Raw genomic sequence first — 15,824 nt, 5'->3', positions numbered from 1 at the left:
ATCCCGACAAACACATGACAGATCGTCCGTTGCCGTGGCGGATCAGCAAATCGCATGCTGTTTCGACGTCCACGACCAGCAGGAGAACACATGACCGCGGAGTCTCCGCAGAGCACAGCCACCGACGCGACGGTTCCCTCGTGGCGAGACGGGGCCGCGGCCATTGCGATGCTCACCTTTGCCGTCGACGCCGAAACCCCCGTGCTCGCCGCCGGGCGGCGATATGCCGACAACGCCATGGCGATGACGCATCAGGCATTCGATGCGCGGCGGGGATTGCCCCGGCTGCTGGGCATCCTCGACGAGTTCGACGTCAAGGCAACCTTCATGGTCCCCGGCTTCACCGCAGAGCGTTGGCCCGCCGCAGTCACCGACATCGCCACCCGCGGTCACGACATCTGTCACCACAGCTACAGCCATCGACCGGCGACCGAACTCACACCCGCCGAGGAGCGGTGGGAGTTCGAGCGCGGATCCGAGGCGCTCGCCGCCCTCGGAATAACCCCGTCCGGGTACCGCTCCCCCATGTGGGCGGCGACGTGGAACAGCGCGGAGCTCGCCGTCGAACACGGCCTTACCTACGACACCAGCCTGATGGACGACGACCGCCCGTACATCATCGAAACCAGCCGCGGCCCACTCGTCGAACTCCCGCCGCACTGGTCGCTCGACGACTGGGAGCAGTACGCGTATCTACCCGCGCCCCACCTCGGCTATGTCATCGAGCCACCCGAGAAGGCACTCGCACTGTGGACTGCCGAGCTCGACGGTATGCGCGAGTTCGGTGGCCTCTTCCAGCTCACCGCGCACTCGTTCCTGTCCGGGCGCGCCGGCCGGGCGCGCAACATGCGCACGATGATCGAGACCATCCTCGACCGCGGTGACGTCAAGTTCAGGACGGGAAGCGAACTGCGCGATGCCGTGCTGGCCGACCCGTCCATCGAACGACGCAAACACGAGCCCGTCACCGTCGACCCTGCCGTGTACCCCAAGTGGTGAAAGGACATACGCCGTGACCACCCTCGTCACCGGCGGCCGCGGATTCGTCGGTCGCCACCTCGTCGACCAACTGCTGCGCAACGGGACGCCGACGGTCAGCTACAACAGGGACTTCGCCGTCGACGACCGCGACGGCCTGACCCTCGTCCAAGGCGAATTGTTCGACATGCCCCGCCTTTGCGAGACGATCCGCGCGCACGACGTCGACCGGATCATCCACACCGCCGGCCAGAGTCACCCAGGTGTGTCGATCGACCTGCCGTGGACGACCTTCGCAGCCAACGCGGAGGGCACCCTCGCGGTCTATGAGTGCGCACGCGTCACCGGTGTCCGCCGCGTCGTGAATTTCTCCTCCGAGTGCGCCCTGGGAAATCTGGACCTGGACACCGTCGTCCGCGAGGACGTCAAGCCCGAACCGACCACGCCTTACGGAGTGACGAAGGTGGCCGGCGAACTCTTCGGGACGGTCTACACGTCCCTCTACGGCATGGAGATCGTCTCGCTTCGGGTCACCGAGGTCTACGGTCCGGGCTTGTGGATGCCGAGCCTTCTCGGCGACATGATCCGCGCCGGAATCCGCGGCGAGACGTTCCGCCTCGACACCGGCGGCGACCATCCCTTTCAGTTCGTCTTCGTCGACGACGTCGCCACCGCCGCCCGGTTGGCATCGACGGCCCCGACGCCGCCGCAGACGGTCTACAACGTCTCCGGCGCCCGCCGCATCACCGTCGCCGATACCGCGCGGCTGCTCGAAAAGCTCTTGCCGGATGCGAGTTACGACATCGGGGGCGGCCTGTTGCCGCAATGGGACCACCAGGGCGAGTACGACCTGTCCGCATCGACCCGAGACCTCGGCTACGCACCGGACTGGACGCTCGAGCGCGGACTCGAGGAGCAGATCGAGTGGATCCGATCAACGGAACGCTCGTCATGACCAGTACCGAGTCGGGTTGCGCCGACCAGAACCGACACCTCACCGCGAAGGGGAAAGTGACATGCCCGAGATGACCGACCGCATCGCCGTCGTCACGGGGGCAGCCTCGGGAATCGGCCTCGCGACCGCCGGGGTCCTGGCTCGCGAGGGTGCCGACGTCGCGATCCTGTCCCGCCCCGAGGACGACCTCGAAGGCGCGGCGCAGCTCGTAAGCGCCTACGGTGGAAGGGTTCTCGCCATCGGCGCCGACGTCGGCGACTCAGCCGCGCTGCGCGCGGCGTTCGATCGGATCGAAGCCGAACTGGGCCCCATCGATGCAGTTCACAACAACGCAGGCATCTCTGCGGTGGCGCCGCTCGTCGAGACCACCGACGAACTGCTGCACGCGCTCATCCGCACCAACCTCGAGGGTTCCTTCTACGTCCTGAGGGAAGCAGCGCGCGTCATGCAACCACGCCGCAGAGGCGCCATCGTCAACACCGCGTCCGAATTGGCGTTGATGGGACAGGCCGGCTACGTCGCCTACACCGCGACGAAGGGCGCCATCCTCGCGATGACGCGCAGCGCCGCAGCCGAACTCGCGTCGTGGGGCATCCGGGTCAACGCCGTGTGCCCTGGCACCACCAAGACGCCGATGTTCCTCGCCGAGTTCGATGGCGTCGCCGACCCCGAGGCCGAACTCGCCGACAACGCGGCCAGCGTGGCAATGCAGCGGATAGCCGAGCCCGCAGAGATCGGCGAGGCCGTCGCCTTCCTGCTCTCGCATCGGGCGAGCTACGTCACCGGCACACATCTGACCGCTGACGGCGGTCGCACCACCTGCGTCCCCGCCGGATCCATCGGCGTAGCCGCCCAGTAGACCAAACCCAACCCGACTCCGGAGACATCATGACCGAACCGACCGAACCGACCGAACCTCAGACCCGGCTCGAAGAACTCGGCTACTCCCAACAGCTCGAACGACGCCTCAACATCCCCGAAGTCGTTGGTCTCGCCATGGCCGACGTGTCCCCCACGATGGCGGTTCTATTCCTCTCCGCCGGCGTATTCGTCGTCGGTGGAACGTTTTCCATCGGCGCCGGGCTCATCCTGTCCGTCGTCGTCGTCTTGATCTCGTTGTGTCTGGCGGAGCTGGCTGGCATGTTCCCGATCGCCGGTGGGATGTACTCCCTCGTTCGCCGGGTACTCCCCGGGCCATTCTCCTGGGTGACGATGTTCAACTACCTCATCCAGGGTGTCGTCATTCCCGCCAGCATCGCCCTCGGCACGGTCGCGTTCCTTAAGGACCTCGTGCCCGGGTTGGCACTTCCCGACACCGTGGTGGCGATCGTGCTGCTTGCGCTGGCCACCGCCCTGGCGTTGACGAAGGTCGAGGTAGGCGCCTGGGCCACCGCGGCCATGGTGGTCGTCGAGTGCCTGGTACTCGGCATCATCACCGTGGCGGCACTGCTGCACCCGCATCAGCCACTGGCCGAGGTCACCTTCCAACCGGTGGTGCTGTCCGGTGGTGAGCTGACCGCCGTGAGCTTCGCGGTCATGCTGGCCACGCTCGCCCCTGCCTTCAACGTCATCAATGGTTACGATGCGGCGCTTGGCTTTTCCGAGGAACTCAAGGGTGGGGAGAGGAATATCGCCAAGGCCGTGATCATCTCTGCGGTGCTGGCATGCATTCTGATCATGGTGCCGCTGACCTCGGCGGTCGTCGCAGCCCCCGACCTGAAGGAGTTCTTCAACGCGCCTGCGCCCGTCATCTACTCCGTGCAGGCATCGCTGGGCTCGAATGCCCGCATCATCATCGACATCGGCGTCATCATCGCCCTGTTCAACGCGATGTTGTCGCTGCTGATGTACTTCGGCCGCGGCGTGTACACCACCGGCCGCGACGGCGTCTGGCCGGCCGCAATCAACAGGGCCCTGGGCGGACTCAACAAGTTCCGGGCCCCCGGCAACGGAATCCTGGTGCTCGCCATCCCCGCGGCGATCCTGGTGTTCACCTCCGCGTTGAACTTCCTGATCATCTTCGCGGGCACCGTCATCGCCGCCGTGTACTTCTGCATCGGACTGGCCGCACTGTGGGGCCGACGCAGCATGCCGAATGAGCCGCGGCCGTTCAAGATGCCACTGTGGCCGCTGCCGCCGGTCGTCGTCGTGGCCTTCACCGCGATCGCACTGGCCACGCAGGAGACGCAGTACCTCGTCGCGGAGGTCGTCCTCATCGCCGTTGCGATCGCCTGCTGGCTCGGGGCCAAGAAGTGGGCCCCTGGCGAGATTGCGCCCGCCGCAAGGACACTCGACCCGACCCCCGAAACGCACTGATGTCGACCCATCCTGCAGGCGAAACCACGAGCAATTCGGCGGACGAGGAGTTCAACGTGTCGAACGCACCACTGGTCTTCCAAGAGATGACGTGGGAGGAGATCGACGAGGCCGCCCGAGCCGACACACCGATCGTGATCCCGATCGGCGCGACCGAACAACACGGACGCCACCTTCCGGTCTGCACGGACTGGGTGATACCCGACCGGATAGCCCGGGAGGCCGGCCGTCGACGCCCCATGGTCGTCGGCCCCTTCCTGCCCTTCGGCTACCGCAGCAGGCCCGGCAGTGGCGGCGGCCAGCACTTCCCCGGCACGGTGTCGTTGCGGGCCACCACCTTCATGAGCCTCGTCGAGGACGTCCTGAGCGAACTGAAGAGGTGCGGTTTCCGCAACATCGTGCTGTACAACTGGCACTTCGAGAACAGCGGCTTCGTCTACGAGCCCGCCTTCCTCGTCGCGGAGCACAACCCCGAGCTCAAGATCGTCGTGATCGAGGACGCCAACCCGGACTTCACGCCCGAACGCGTCAAGGCCATCTGGCCGGAGGGATTTCCCGGCCTCGCACTCGAACACGCCGCCGTCATCGAGACGTCGCTGTGGATGCATCACGATCCCACGGCCGTGCGGGTCGACCGGATCGCGGCGGATGCACCGCGACGCGTCGTCAACCACGACGTGGTTCCCATCGACACGCGCATGTCCACCGCCAGCGGATCGTTGTCCTCCCCGGTGCCTGCCACCGCCGATAAGGGTCGACTGATCACCGAGTGGCTGGTAGACCGCCTGGTGGCGATCCTCGACGACGAATTCCCCGCCGCCGGAATCCCTTCGCGCTGAGGGCCGTCGATTCCTCTCCAACGAAAGGCCGCCATGTCCGACGCCGCAATCATCGGGGCCACCCCGTCGACGCAGATCCCGCGATACGCGGGCAAGGGCACCTTCGCCCGGATCGCGGACGTCCATGAAGTCGCCGATTACGACGTTGCGATCCTCGGGGTGCCGTTCGACGGCGGCACGTCCTACCGGCCGGGTGCCCGGTTCGGTCCACTCGGCGTCCGTCAGGCCGCGCGCGCACTCCGGCCCGGGTACCACGTGGAACTGGGTGTGGCACCGCTCGAGGAAGTCCAGATCGTGGACGCCGGTGACGTCGCGGTGACGCCGTACGACATCACCGAGGCGTGTACGCAGATCCAGGACCGCGTCCGTGAGGTAATCGGGAACCGGCACCGCAAAGTGGTGTCGATCGGTGGGGATCACACCATCGCGCTGCCGAATCTGCGTGCGCTGCACTCGGTGTACGGACCCGTCGCTCTGGTGCACTTCGACGCACATCTGGATACCTGGGACACGTACTTCAAGGCGCCGGTCACCCACGGCACCATCTTCCGGCGCGCGTTCGAGGAAGGCCTTCTCATCGAGGACCACTCGATTCACATCGGGATCCGTGGCCCGATCTACGATCGGATGGACCTCGACGACGACGCCCGGATGGGATTTCGCATCATCCGCGCGGGCGATCTCGACGTGATGGGGGTGCCCGCCGCAGTCGACGCCGTGCGCAGGCGGGTCGGGGACGTCCCCGTCTACCTCTCCATCGACATCGACGTCCTGGATCCCGCCTTCGCACCTGGTACCGGAACTCCCGAATCGGGCGGCCTCACGGCCCGCGAACTGCTGCGCATGCTGCGCGCGCTGACGGGCCTCCACATCGTCGGCGCCGACGTCGTCGAGGTCGCGCCGGCGTACGACCACGCGGAGATCACCTGCATCGCAGCGGCAACCATCGTCTTCGACATTCTGGGTCTCATGGTGATGAACGCGTCATCCGGCGCCTGCTGATCGCTGGATAGGCAGCGCTTCTTCGACGCCCTGATCGCCGACGTCGCCGTGAGCGTCGCCGGTCGAGATGCCTACCTGGAACTCGTCTCCCGCGCACGGGCAACCGGTTGATTTGGCCTGCAGGTTCGGCGACTCGTCTCTACACTGCGCGAATGCTGTGCACCGACTGTGATCGCCCAAGGGACGGCGAACAGTGCGCAGCATGGCACGAAAGGGTTCCCAGGATGAAGAAAGCACTGCTCTCGCTCATCGCGGCGACGTTCGCCGTGGGGCTGGCCACCGCCGGCTCCGCCCACGCCGACGAAGACGGCTTCTTCGTCGACCTGACCGACTACGGCTACGGCGACACCTCCACCGACACCGCCCTGCAGCTGGGTTACGCGATCTGCGAGGACGTGCAGAACGGCGTGCCTCAGCAGCCACCCTCGACGCGATCTATGAGAACACCGGTGACGCCGTCGATGTCGCCGACGCCAAGTTCCTCTACAAGGCCGCGATCGTGAACCTCTGTTGAGGGCCCCGGAGTCGGTCTTCGGCAGACGCTATGGCGAGGTGCTGCTGATCCGGGTCGGCGAGAGCGGACCCGAGGCGGAGGTCTACAACACCTTCCCCCTGAACGACTGCCCGGCCGCACAGTGGGCCACGCTCGACGCAACGGCGGTCGCCGCGGCGAACGATGCCGTCGGTGCGCTGCTCAACGGACCCCGCTATTGGCTGATGAGCCGGATCGAGAAGGACGGCGCCACCGAACAGGAGCGACGGACGTTCGGCGGCATCGAGATGCTGCGCCAGGCAACCGTCGCACTGTCGTCGATGAACCCGGCGCCCTACAGCGTCAACGAAGTCGACCGCAAGGCCGTCTTCGTCTACGACGCGGGACAGGCGGTGTTCGAACTGACCGATCCGGAGGGTCGACGGTGGGTGATGCAGACCTTCAGTCAGACCGTCGACCCCACACTCGAGCTGGCCGACCTGCCGGGGCTGGCCGCGCGCCTGGTCCTGCCCGATGGCTGGAGCTACGGGACGCGCACCCTCGACGCGGAGCTGCGCATCGACACGTCCACCACCAAAGCCCATGTCCTGCAAGACGATCAGGCCAACAGCTATTCGCTGTCGGCCTGATCGTCATCCGTCTTGGGTTACAGGTACTGACCTAGGTTCGACTCGGTATCAATAGCCCGACTGGCCGAGGAACTCTTGCCGGTGACGAGCGTGCGGATGTAGACGATCCGCTCACCCTTCTTGCCCGAGATCCGCGCCCAGTCATCGGGATTGGTGGTGTTGGGCAGGTCCTCGTTCTCGGCGAACTCGTCGACGATGGAGTCCAGCAGGTGCTGGATGCGCAGACCCTTCTGGCCGCTCTCCAACACCGACTTGATCGCGAACTTCTTGGCCTTGTCGACGACGTTCTGGATCATGGCGCCGGAGTTGAAGTCCTTGAAGTACATGACTTCCTTGTCACCATTGGCGTAGGTGACCTCCAGGAACCGGTTGTCGTCGACCTCGGCGTACATCCGGTCGACGACCTTCTCGATCATCGCCTTGATGGTCAGACTGCGGTCACCGTTGAACTCCGCAAGATCGTCTTCATTGATCGGGAGTGCCTCGGTCAGGTACTTGCTGAAGATGTCTTGTGCAGCTTCGGCGTCGGGCCGCTCGATCTTGATCTTGACGTCCAGGCGGCCGGGCCGCAGGATCGCCGGGTCGATCATGTCCTCACGGTTGGAGGCGCCGATGACGATGACGTTCTCCAGGCCCTCGACACCGTCGATCTCACTCAGCAGCTGCGGCACGACGGTGGTCTCCACGTCGGAGGAGACGCCGGTGCCACGGGTCCGGAAGATCGAGTCCATCTCGTCGAAGAACACGATCACCGGCGTGCCCTCGGACGCCTTCTCCCTGGCGCGCTGGAAGATGAGCCGGATGTGCCGCTCGGTTTCGCCGACGAACTTGTTCAGCAGCTCCGGGCCCTTGATGTTGAGGAAGTACGACTTAGCCTCGCGGGTGTCCTCGCCGCGCACCTCTGCCATCTTCTTGGCCAGCGAGTTGGCGACCGCCTTGGCGATGAGGGTCTTGCCGCAGCCGGGGGGGCCGTAGAGCAGCACGCCCTTGGGCGGCCGCAGCGAGTACTCGCGGTAGAGGTCCTTGTGCAGGAACGGCAGCTCCACGGCGTCGCGGATCTGCTCGATCTGCCGCGTCAGGCCGCCGATGTCGTGATAGCTGACGTCGGGCACCTCTTCGAGCACCAGATCCTCGACCTCGGCCTTGGGAATGCGCTCGAAGGCGTAGCCGGCCTTGGTGTCGACCAGCAGCGAGTCGCCGGGCCGCAGCTTGCGCGGCTTCCAGTCGTCGTCACCGTCGGCTTTAATCTCCTCGGGCAGGAACTCGGCGGCGACGAGCGGTTCGGCCAGCCAGACGATGCGTTCCTCGTCGGCGTGGCCGACGACGAGCGCGCGATGGCCGTCGGCGAGGATCTCGCGCAGTGTGCTGATCTCACCGACCGCCTCGAACTTGCCGGCCTCGACGACGGTCAGCGCCTCGTTCAGGCGGACGGTCTGGCCCTGCTTGAGCTCGGACACCTCGATGTTCGGCGAGCACGTCAGACGCATCTTGCGACCGGACGTGAACACGTCGACGGTGTCGTCCTCGTGGCTCGCGAGCAGCACGCCGTAACCGCTGGGTGGCTGACCCAGCCGGTCCACCTCTTCGCGGAGCGCCAGCAACTGCTGACGGGCCTCCTTGAGGGTGTCCATGAGCTTGGCGTTGCGCGCGGCGAGCGAGTCGATGCGCGCCTCGAGTTGGTGGACGTCTCGGGCACTCCGCAGCCCGCTATTGGGACCGACCGTCTGCTCGAGTTGCTCGCGTAGCGCGGCGGCTTCGCGGCGCAGTTCTTCCAATTCGGCCGCGTCTTCACTGGACATGGGCTCTGACTCACTCATGTTGCGCACCTTCCCGCATCCAAAGTTGATGCAGTAACGACTTCAACGCTACCGGCGATTCAGACTTTGTGTGCGGTGTGGGAATTCGACACACCAGCAACACTGTTAGCCTCCTTGTTGAGTTTGGCCCATCGAAAGGACAGTCGTGATCCTGAAAACCCTCGTTACCGGTGTGGCAGCAGCAGCCGTCGTAGCCGGAGCCGCGGGTGGTGTGACCTCCATTGCATCGAGCATGGGTTCGGGCGCGTCATCGACCACTGCGGCCGTGCAGCCGGTGGTCAAGGGCATCCCCCTCCCACAGGCACCTGCGCCGGATCTTCAGGCCCCACTGTTGCAGACCCTCAACGGCCTCGCGGGCGGAGGCTCGTTCTCCGGCTCGAAGGGCTCCTACATCGAGGGCGGCCTCGGCCGCATCGAGGGCATCGCCGCCGACCGCGAGTACGGCAAGGCTGCGGCCAAGGGCTACTTCCCGCTGAACTTCGCCGTCGCCGACATCGACGCCAACGGCCCAACGGCCACGGCGAACGTCACCGCCACGGCTAACACCGGCGCCAGCAAGACCGAGCCGGTGGTCTTCGTCGCGGGCCCGAGCCCGACCGGTTGGCAGATCTCCAAGCAGTCCGCCTTGGCGCTGCTGTCGTCGGCGAGCTGATCCGCCCGCCCGGCTAGCCAGGACCCGGTGCCACGCACCCGTGCGACCGTCCTGAGCGCCGTCACCCTGGTGGCGGCGCTCGGGCTCGTCGGGTGCGCGGACGGGAACCCGTCGGCCGTCTCGGCCACGTCGCGCTCCATGGTCGAGGCGCCGACTCGGCCGATGCCGACGGTGGCTCCGCTGCCGCCGGTCGATCAGCTGACCGGCGTGCTGTACCGGCTCGCGGACACTTCGATTCCCGTTGAGCAGAAGGTCGGTCTGGTGCAGTACGCGACCGCGGACGACCACGCCGCCCTGTCGAACTTCGGCGAGGCGCTGGCCGCGAGCGGCTTCACGCCGCTGACCGTGGATGCCACCGACCTCGCCTGGGCGGGGGAACCCGGCCACGTCATCGCCAGCGTCACGATCGGCTCGCCCAACCCGCAGGTGCGACCGTTCACGTTCCCGATGGAGTTCACCCCGATCCGCGGCACGTGGCAGCTCAGCAGGCGGACCGCCGATCAGCTGCTGCCCCTCGTCGACGCCACGCCCCCCACTCGTTAGCCGGGTCAGACCGCGGGCCGCTTGCGGCGGTACGGCGCCGGCGTCTCGGTGCCTGGGGCCAGCTTTCGCGCACTGACCAGGAACGCCGTGTGGCCGCGCATCGAGTGTTGCGGGCGTACCGCCAGGCCGACGACGTCCCATCCGCGCTGAAGCGACTCCCATGCCCGCGGCTCGGTCCAGCACAGCTGCTCGCGCATCGCCTCCACCACCCGGGACAGCTGGGTGACGGTCGCGACGTACACCATCAGCACACCGCCGGGGACGAGCGCTCCCGCCACGGCGTCGAGCACCTCCCACGGCGCCAGCATGTCCAGCACGGCTCGGTCGACTTCCGGCCCGTCGTAGGTCACCAGGTCGGCGATCCGCAGGTCCCAGTTCACGGGCCGCTCGCCGTAGAACGTGGTGACGTTGCGCTCGGCGTGCACCGCATGGTCCTCGCGCACCTCATAGGACACCACCGAGCCCTCCGGTCCGACGGCGCGCAGCAGCGAGCAGGTCAGCGCGCCCGAACCGGCGCCGGCCTCCAGCACGCGAGCACCGGGGAAGATGTCCCCCTCGTGCACGATCTGAGCGGCGTCCTTCGGATAGATCACCTGCGCGCCGCGGGGCATGGACAGCACGTAGTCGATGAGCAGCGGGCGCAGCACCAGGAACGGATCGCCGTTGGCCGACTTCACGACGCTGCCCTCGGGTTGCCCGAGGATGGAGTCATGCGTGATCGCGCCGCGGTGGGTATGGAACTCGGCGCCTGGCGTGAGCACCATCGTGTAGTGCCGACTCTTCGCGTCGGTCAACTGAACACGATCGCCGATGTCGAACGGGCCGGTGCGCTTCACAGCCGATCAGCCTGCCAGCAGACCCGCCGCGGTGGATGCCCGGGGCTGTCGGTCGGACGTCATAGGCTCGCCACATGAGTGACGACGCGGCGGGCAGTAGGCGTCCCGCCCTGTCGCCGTCACGCGCCAGCGATTTCAAGCAGTGCCCGCTGCTGTACCGCTTCCGTGCCATCGACCGACTCCCCGAACCGTCGTCCACCGCGCAGGTGCGCGGCTCGGTGGTGCACGGTGCTCTGGAACGGCTCTACGCGCTGCCCGCGGCCAGCCGGGTGCCCGACACCGCCATGACCTTGGTCGAGCCCGCCTGGGCGGAGGTGGCCGCATCGCGTCCGGAGTTCGCCATGGACATGGAGCCAGAGCTACGGGCCAAGCTGCTCGACGAGGCCCGTGCGCTGCTGTCCGGGTACTACCGCCTGGAGGATCCGACTCGGTTCGAGCCGGAGAGCTGTGAGCAACGGGTCGAGGTCGAGCTCTCCGACGGGACCCTGCTCCGCGGCTTCGTCGACCGGATCGACGTCGCACCGACCGGCGAGATGCGGGTGGTGGATTACAAGACGGGCAAGGCCCCCGCCGCCGCCCGTGAACTCGCCGAGGTCAAGGCGATGTTCCAGATGAAGTTCTACGCGGTGGCGCTGCTGAGGTCCCGTGGCGTGTTGCCCGCGCGGCTGCGGCTGCTGTACCTCGCCGATGGTCAGGTGCTGGACTACACGCCCGACCTCGATGAGCTGGTGCGCTTCGAGAAGACCTTGATGGCCATGTGGCGCGCCATCCAAGAGGCTGGCGCCACAGGCGATTTCCGGCCCAAGCCGTCCCGCCTGTGCGACTGGTGCGCCCACCACCAACACTGCCCGACCTTCGGCGGCACGCCACCGCCGTACCCCGGCTGGCCCTCGGCCGCCGGGCCCGCGGAGCCCGCTGCGTGATCGACTGCCACTATCGCCGGCTCACCGCTGACGGGGAATCTCAGGTCTTCGAGTCCACCCGGGGCACCGCGAGCAACTGGAACGCCGAAATTCAGCATGGCTCACCACCTTTGGCGTTGATGACCAAGGCCATCGAGGAGTTGGCGGCCGGTTCGGGGCTGCGCGTCGGGCGGCTGACCCTGGACCTCCTCGGCGCGGTGCCCGTCGCGCCGGTCCGGGTCCGGGCCTCGGTGCTGCGTCCCGGCGCGAGGATCTCGTTGATGGCGGCCGAGATGACGGCCACGACGGCCGACGGCGGACAACGGGCCGTCGCCCGGGTGACCGCCTGGCTGCTGGCGCCGTCGGACACCCACGACGTCGCCACCGACCGCTATCCCCCACTCCTCGAGGGTGAGGCCGCGCCCCATCTCCACGGGTGGGCGGGTGCGCCGGGGTATCTGGAGACCATCAGCTGGCGCACTCAGCGCACCACGCCCGGCGAGGCCGCGGTGGCATGGCTCAGTCCACTGGTACCCCTGGTGGCAGGTGAGGAACTGACCGACCTGCAGCGCATGACGATGGTCGTGGATTCGGCGAATGGCGTTGGCGCGGCACTGGATCCGAACGAGTTCGTCTTCATGAACACCGACACCACCGTGCACCTGCACCGGACGCCCAAGGGCAACGACTTCGCTTTGCGCACCAGGGGGTCGATCGGCCCGGACGGTATCGGCGTGACCACGGCCGAGATCTTCGACCGCCGCGGGTTCATCGGCACATCGGCCCAGACGCTGTTGGTTCAGCGGCGCGGCTAGTCCAGCGGCTTCAGCTCCTGCAGCATCGTCGGCAGCAGCTCGCTCACGGTGGGGTGGATGTGCATGGTCCGCGAGATCGCCGTATAGGGCAGCTTGGCCGTCATCACGTCGAGGATGTCCTGCACGACCTCGTCGCCGCCGACACCCAGAATCGCGGCGCCGAGAATGTGTTTCGTCTCCGCGTCGACGAGCACCTTCATGAACCCGTGGGTCTCGCCCTTCTCCACCGCGCGACCGACGCGCGTCATCGGACGCTTGCAGACCAGCGCCTTGCGACCACTCTCGTGGACCTCGGCGGTCGACATTCCGGCGCGCCCCAACGGCGGATCGATGTACAGCGCGTACGTCGTCACGCGGTCGCTGACCCGGCGCGGGTCGTCGTCGAGCAGGTTGGCGGCGACGATCTCGAAGTCGTTGTACGAGGTGTGGGTGAAGGCGCCCTTGCCGTTGCAGTCCCCCATCGCCCAGACGCCCTCGACGTTGGTCCGCAACTGGTCGTCGACCGTGACGTAACCGCGCGCATCCGTCGCGATCCCGGCGACGTCGAGGCCGAGGTCGTCGGTGTTGGGCTGCCTGCCGGTGGCCACCAGGAGGTGGCTGCCCGCGATTGGCTCGGCGCCGTTACGGGGATGGAGATCGAATCCAATCCCGTTGTCGTGCTTGATCACTCGCATATGAGTCGCGTCGAGATGAAACTCGATGCCCTCGGCTTCGAGGATCTCCTGGACGGCGGCGGAGACGTCCTCGTCCTCGCGCGAGGTGACCCTCGAGCCGCGCTCGACGACGCTGACCCGCGCGCCGAAGCGGCGGTACATCTGGGCGAACTCGAGGCCGATGTAGCTGGCACCGATGATCACCAGATGCTCGGGCAGCTCGGCGAGATCCAGGATGCCGACGTTGGTGAGGTAGTCGACGTCCGCCAGGCCGGGGATGTCGGGGACGGTTGCGCGGCCGCCGACGTTGAGGAAGACGCGATCGGCCTCGAGCACCCGGTCGTCCACCCGGATGGTGCGGGGACCCTCGAACCGGGCGTGCCCGCGGATCAAGGTGCAGCCGTCCATCCCATCCAGCCAGGACTCCAGCCCGTGCCGGTCATCGAGCATGATCCGGTCCTTGCGCGCCTTGACGAACGCCATGTCGACGGTGACATCCCCGGTGTCGATGCCGTACTCGGCGGCCCGGCGTGCGGTCTGCGCGGTGTGCGCACTGGCCACCAGCGTCTTGGTCGGTATGCATCCGGAGTTGACGCACGTTCCCCCGACGAGCTTGCGCTCGATGACCGCGACCGACTGGCCCGCGGCGGTCAACCGGCCGGCAAGCGGCGGTCCGGCCTGGCCGGCGCCAACGATGATGGCGTCGAAATGCGTTGTCATGCAACCGCTCAGATCGTCGAGGCGAGGGCTACGACGGCGAACCCGGCGACCACCGCGAGCACGTCCTCCGTGAGTGCGATGGGCAGATCACGCCCGCCGTTGCGGGCGACCAGCCGGCTGCGGGCCTGATAGCCGCCCAGTGTCCCCAGCACCGCGCCGATCACGCCGGCGCCGATCCCGAGGATGGTGTGATGCGATCCCGCGCCGATGACCGCACCGGCGAACGCCCCCATGACCAATCGCGCGAGGAACTGTGGCGGCACCGTGCGGCTGGGCGTCTTGGGCAGTTGGTCGGTGACCAATTCGACGACCAGCAGCACCGTCAGGACGGCCACCGTGATCGGGTGAGCGACCCACGACGCCCAGGTGCCCTCGACGGGCAGCCAGCCGAGCAGCGCACCCCAGGCGACCACCGCAGGCGGGGTCAGCGCGCGAAGCCCGGCCACGACACCGATGAGGAGGGCGAAGACGATCACCAAGACTTGCGTCATGGCGAGAAAGCTAACACTCGAACGCTAGAAGCGGCAGAATCTGATGTCGGATGCCAGGATCGCCTTGGCGCCGATGGCCGCGAGCTCGTCCATGATGGCGTTGACGGTGCGGCGGGGCACCAGTGCGCGCACCGCGACCCACGCGGGGTCGGCCAGTGGCGCGATCGTCGGCGACTCCAGCCCTGGCGTGACCGCGGTCGCCCTGTCCAGAACTGTTCGCGGGCAGTCGTAGTCGAGCATCAGGTACTGCTGTCCGAAGACGACGCCCTGCACCCGACCGGCGAGCTGGTCGCGGGCCGACGCGGTGTCGGGGTCGGCGTCGGCACGTTCGATGAGGACGGCCTCGGAGTCACACAGCGTTTCGCCGAAGGCCACCAGCCCGTGCAGCCCGAGGGTGCGACCCGTGCCAACGATGTCGGCGATGACGTCGGCCACGCCGAGCTGGACGGAGATCTCGACCGCTCCGTCGAGCCGGATCACCGTGGCCTCGATCCCCCTGGCCGCCAGATCCTTGCGGACGAGGTTCGGATACGCGGTGGCGATCCGCTTGCCGGCCAGCCGATCGATGGTCCAGTCGCCACCGGCCGGGGCGGCATAGCGGAACGTCGACGACCCGAAGCCGAGCGCCAGGCGTTCGCGGATGGGCGCATCGGATTCCTGCGCGAGGTCTCGCCCGGTGATCCCGAAGTCCAGTTCACCCGACCCGACGTAGATCGCGATGTCCTTGGGCCGCAAGAAGAAGAACTCGACGTTGTTGGCGGGGTCGACGACCGTCAGATCCTTGGGGTCACGTCGCCGCCGATAGCCCGCCTCGGACAGGATCTCGGCAGCCGACTCGCTCAGCGCGCCCTTGTTCGGTACGGCGACGCGAAGAGAATCCATCGCCAAGGAACCGCTCATAGCTTCGCGTAGACGTCGTCGAGGGTGAGGCCGCGCGAGATCATCAGTACCTGGGTCCAGTACAGGAGCTGGCTGATCTCACCGGCCAGCGCCTCGTCGCCCTCGTGTTCGGCAGCGAGCCACACCTCGCCCGCCTCCTCGAGGATCTTCTTGCCGAGCCCGTGCACGCCACCGTCCAAGGCCTTCACGGTGCCGCTGCCTGCAGGTCGGGTGCGCGCGCGCTCACTGAGTTCGGCGAACAACGCGTCGAAGGTCTTCACGGCAGGCGATTGTTCCACGTCGG

General features: G+C 67.2%; 18 protein-coding genes. 12 read left to right on the top strand and 6 right to left on the bottom strand.

Annotated elements, in window-relative coordinates; all coding sequences use genetic code 11:
* The first annotated feature begins 90 nt into the window (after nt 1-90).
* From QUE68_RS11665 to QUE68_RS11630, 8 genes are all read left to right on the top strand, one after another.
* On the top strand, nt 91-999 hold the full coding sequence (locus tag QUE68_RS11665) for a polysaccharide deacetylase family protein (RefSeq protein WP_284226186.1): 909 nt from the start codon (nt 91-93) through the stop codon (nt 997-999).
* Nucleotides 1,000-1,012: 13 nt separating this feature from the next.
* The gene (locus tag QUE68_RS11660) at nt 1,013-1,933 is read left to right on the top strand and encodes an NAD-dependent epimerase/dehydratase family protein (protein WP_284226185.1); all 921 of its coding nucleotides are present in this window, start codon (nt 1,013-1,015) and stop codon (nt 1,931-1,933) included.
* 61 nt (nt 1,934-1,994) lie between these two features.
* Nucleotides 1,995-2,792, top strand: a complete 798-nt coding sequence (locus QUE68_RS11655) for an SDR family NAD(P)-dependent oxidoreductase (protein ID WP_284226183.1) — start codon at nt 1,995-1,997, stop codon at nt 2,790-2,792.
* 29 nt (nt 2,793-2,821) lie between these two features.
* The gene (locus QUE68_RS11650; RefSeq protein WP_284226182.1) at nt 2,822-4,249 is read left to right on the top strand and encodes an APC family permease; all 1,428 of its coding nucleotides are present in this window, start codon (nt 2,822-2,824) and stop codon (nt 4,247-4,249) included.
* A 56-nt stretch (nt 4,250-4,305) separates the two neighbouring features.
* A complete protein-coding gene (locus QUE68_RS11645; protein WP_284226175.1) occupies nt 4,306-5,088 on the top strand; it encodes a creatininase in 783 nt (260 codons plus the stop codon).
* A gap of 33 nt (nt 5,089-5,121) precedes the next feature.
* Nucleotides 5,122-6,090, top strand: a complete 969-nt coding sequence (gene speB, locus QUE68_RS11640) for an agmatinase (protein WP_284226174.1) — start codon at nt 5,122-5,124, stop codon at nt 6,088-6,090.
* 224 nt (nt 6,091-6,314) lie between these two features.
* Entirely contained in the window at nt 6,315-6,593 is a 279-nt protein-coding gene (locus QUE68_RS11635; protein WP_286275635.1) for a DUF732 domain-containing protein, read from the top strand.
* A gap of 7 nt (nt 6,594-6,600) precedes the next feature.
* Nucleotides 6,601-7,212, top strand: a complete 612-nt coding sequence (locus QUE68_RS11630; protein WP_284226172.1) for a hypothetical protein — start codon at nt 6,601-6,603, stop codon at nt 7,210-7,212.
* Nucleotides 7,213-7,229: 17 nt separating this feature from the next.
* On the opposite strand, the gene arc is transcribed toward QUE68_RS11630, so the two are convergent.
* Nucleotides 7,230-9,029, bottom strand: a complete 1,800-nt coding sequence (gene arc, locus QUE68_RS11625) for a proteasome ATPase (protein ID WP_284226169.1) — start codon at nt 9,027-9,029, stop codon at nt 7,230-7,232.
* A gap of 145 nt (nt 9,030-9,174) precedes the next feature.
* Here arc and QUE68_RS11620 point away from each other — a divergent pair, with 145 nt between their 5' ends.
* Together QUE68_RS11620 and QUE68_RS11615 are read left to right on the top strand one after the other, a co-directional pair.
* Nucleotides 9,175-9,681, top strand: a complete 507-nt coding sequence (locus QUE68_RS11620) for a hypothetical protein (protein WP_284226167.1) — start codon at nt 9,175-9,177, stop codon at nt 9,679-9,681.
* Nucleotides 9,682-9,708: 27 nt separating this feature from the next.
* The gene (locus QUE68_RS11615) at nt 9,709-10,224 is read left to right on the top strand and encodes a hypothetical protein (protein ID WP_284226164.1); all 516 of its coding nucleotides are present in this window, start codon (nt 9,709-9,711) and stop codon (nt 10,222-10,224) included.
* A gap of 5 nt (nt 10,225-10,229) precedes the next feature.
* Here the strand turns inward: QUE68_RS11615 and QUE68_RS11610 are convergent, their stop codons facing one another.
* On the bottom strand, nt 10,230-11,060 hold the full coding sequence (locus QUE68_RS11610) for a tRNA (adenine-N1)-methyltransferase (protein ID WP_284226161.1): 831 nt from the start codon (nt 11,058-11,060) through the stop codon (nt 10,230-10,232).
* A 74-nt stretch (nt 11,061-11,134) separates the two neighbouring features.
* On the opposite strand from QUE68_RS11610, the gene QUE68_RS11605 reads away from it, so the two are divergent.
* Together QUE68_RS11605 and QUE68_RS11600 are read left to right on the top strand one after the other, a co-directional pair.
* Nucleotides 11,135-11,983: a RecB family exonuclease gene (locus tag QUE68_RS11605; protein WP_284226160.1), complete on the top strand. Its 849-nt coding sequence runs from the start codon at nt 11,135-11,137 to the stop codon at nt 11,981-11,983.
* The gene (locus QUE68_RS11600) at nt 11,980-12,777 is read left to right on the top strand and encodes a thioesterase family protein (RefSeq protein WP_284226158.1); all 798 of its coding nucleotides are present in this window, start codon (nt 11,980-11,982) and stop codon (nt 12,775-12,777) included. Before QUE68_RS11605 ends, QUE68_RS11600 begins: the two co-directional genes overlap by 4 nt.
* Here the strand turns inward: QUE68_RS11600 and QUE68_RS11595 are convergent.
* From QUE68_RS11595 to QUE68_RS11580, 4 genes are read right to left on the bottom strand one after another with little or no spacing between them, the layout of a single operon-like run.
* Nucleotides 12,774-14,150: an FAD-containing oxidoreductase gene (locus QUE68_RS11595; protein WP_284226156.1), complete on the bottom strand. Its 1,377-nt coding sequence runs from the start codon at nt 14,148-14,150 to the stop codon at nt 12,774-12,776. The genes QUE68_RS11600 and QUE68_RS11595 overlap by 4 nt on opposite strands.
* Nucleotides 14,151-14,158: 8 nt before the next feature.
* A complete protein-coding gene (locus QUE68_RS11590; RefSeq protein WP_284226153.1) occupies nt 14,159-14,641 on the bottom strand; it encodes a DUF4126 family protein in 483 nt (160 codons plus the stop codon).
* 24 nt (nt 14,642-14,665) lie between these two features.
* Nucleotides 14,666-15,523: an ATP phosphoribosyltransferase gene (hisG, locus tag QUE68_RS11585; RefSeq protein ID WP_284230874.1), complete on the bottom strand. Its 858-nt coding sequence runs from the start codon at nt 15,521-15,523 to the stop codon at nt 14,666-14,668.
* Between the two features lie 14 nt (nt 15,524-15,537).
* Nucleotides 15,538-15,819: a phosphoribosyl-ATP diphosphatase gene (locus tag QUE68_RS11580; protein WP_284226151.1), complete on the bottom strand. Its 282-nt coding sequence runs from the start codon at nt 15,817-15,819 to the stop codon at nt 15,538-15,540.
* Nucleotides 15,820-15,824 lie beyond the last annotated feature (5 nt).

The organism is Mycolicibacterium sp. TUM20985, assembly GCF_030295745.1.
Lineage (GTDB): Bacteria > Actinomycetota > Actinomycetes > Mycobacteriales > Mycobacteriaceae > Mycobacterium.
The sequence above is the reverse complement of the archived record's forward strand: the minus strand, read 5'-3'. Positions and strand labels throughout refer to the sequence as shown.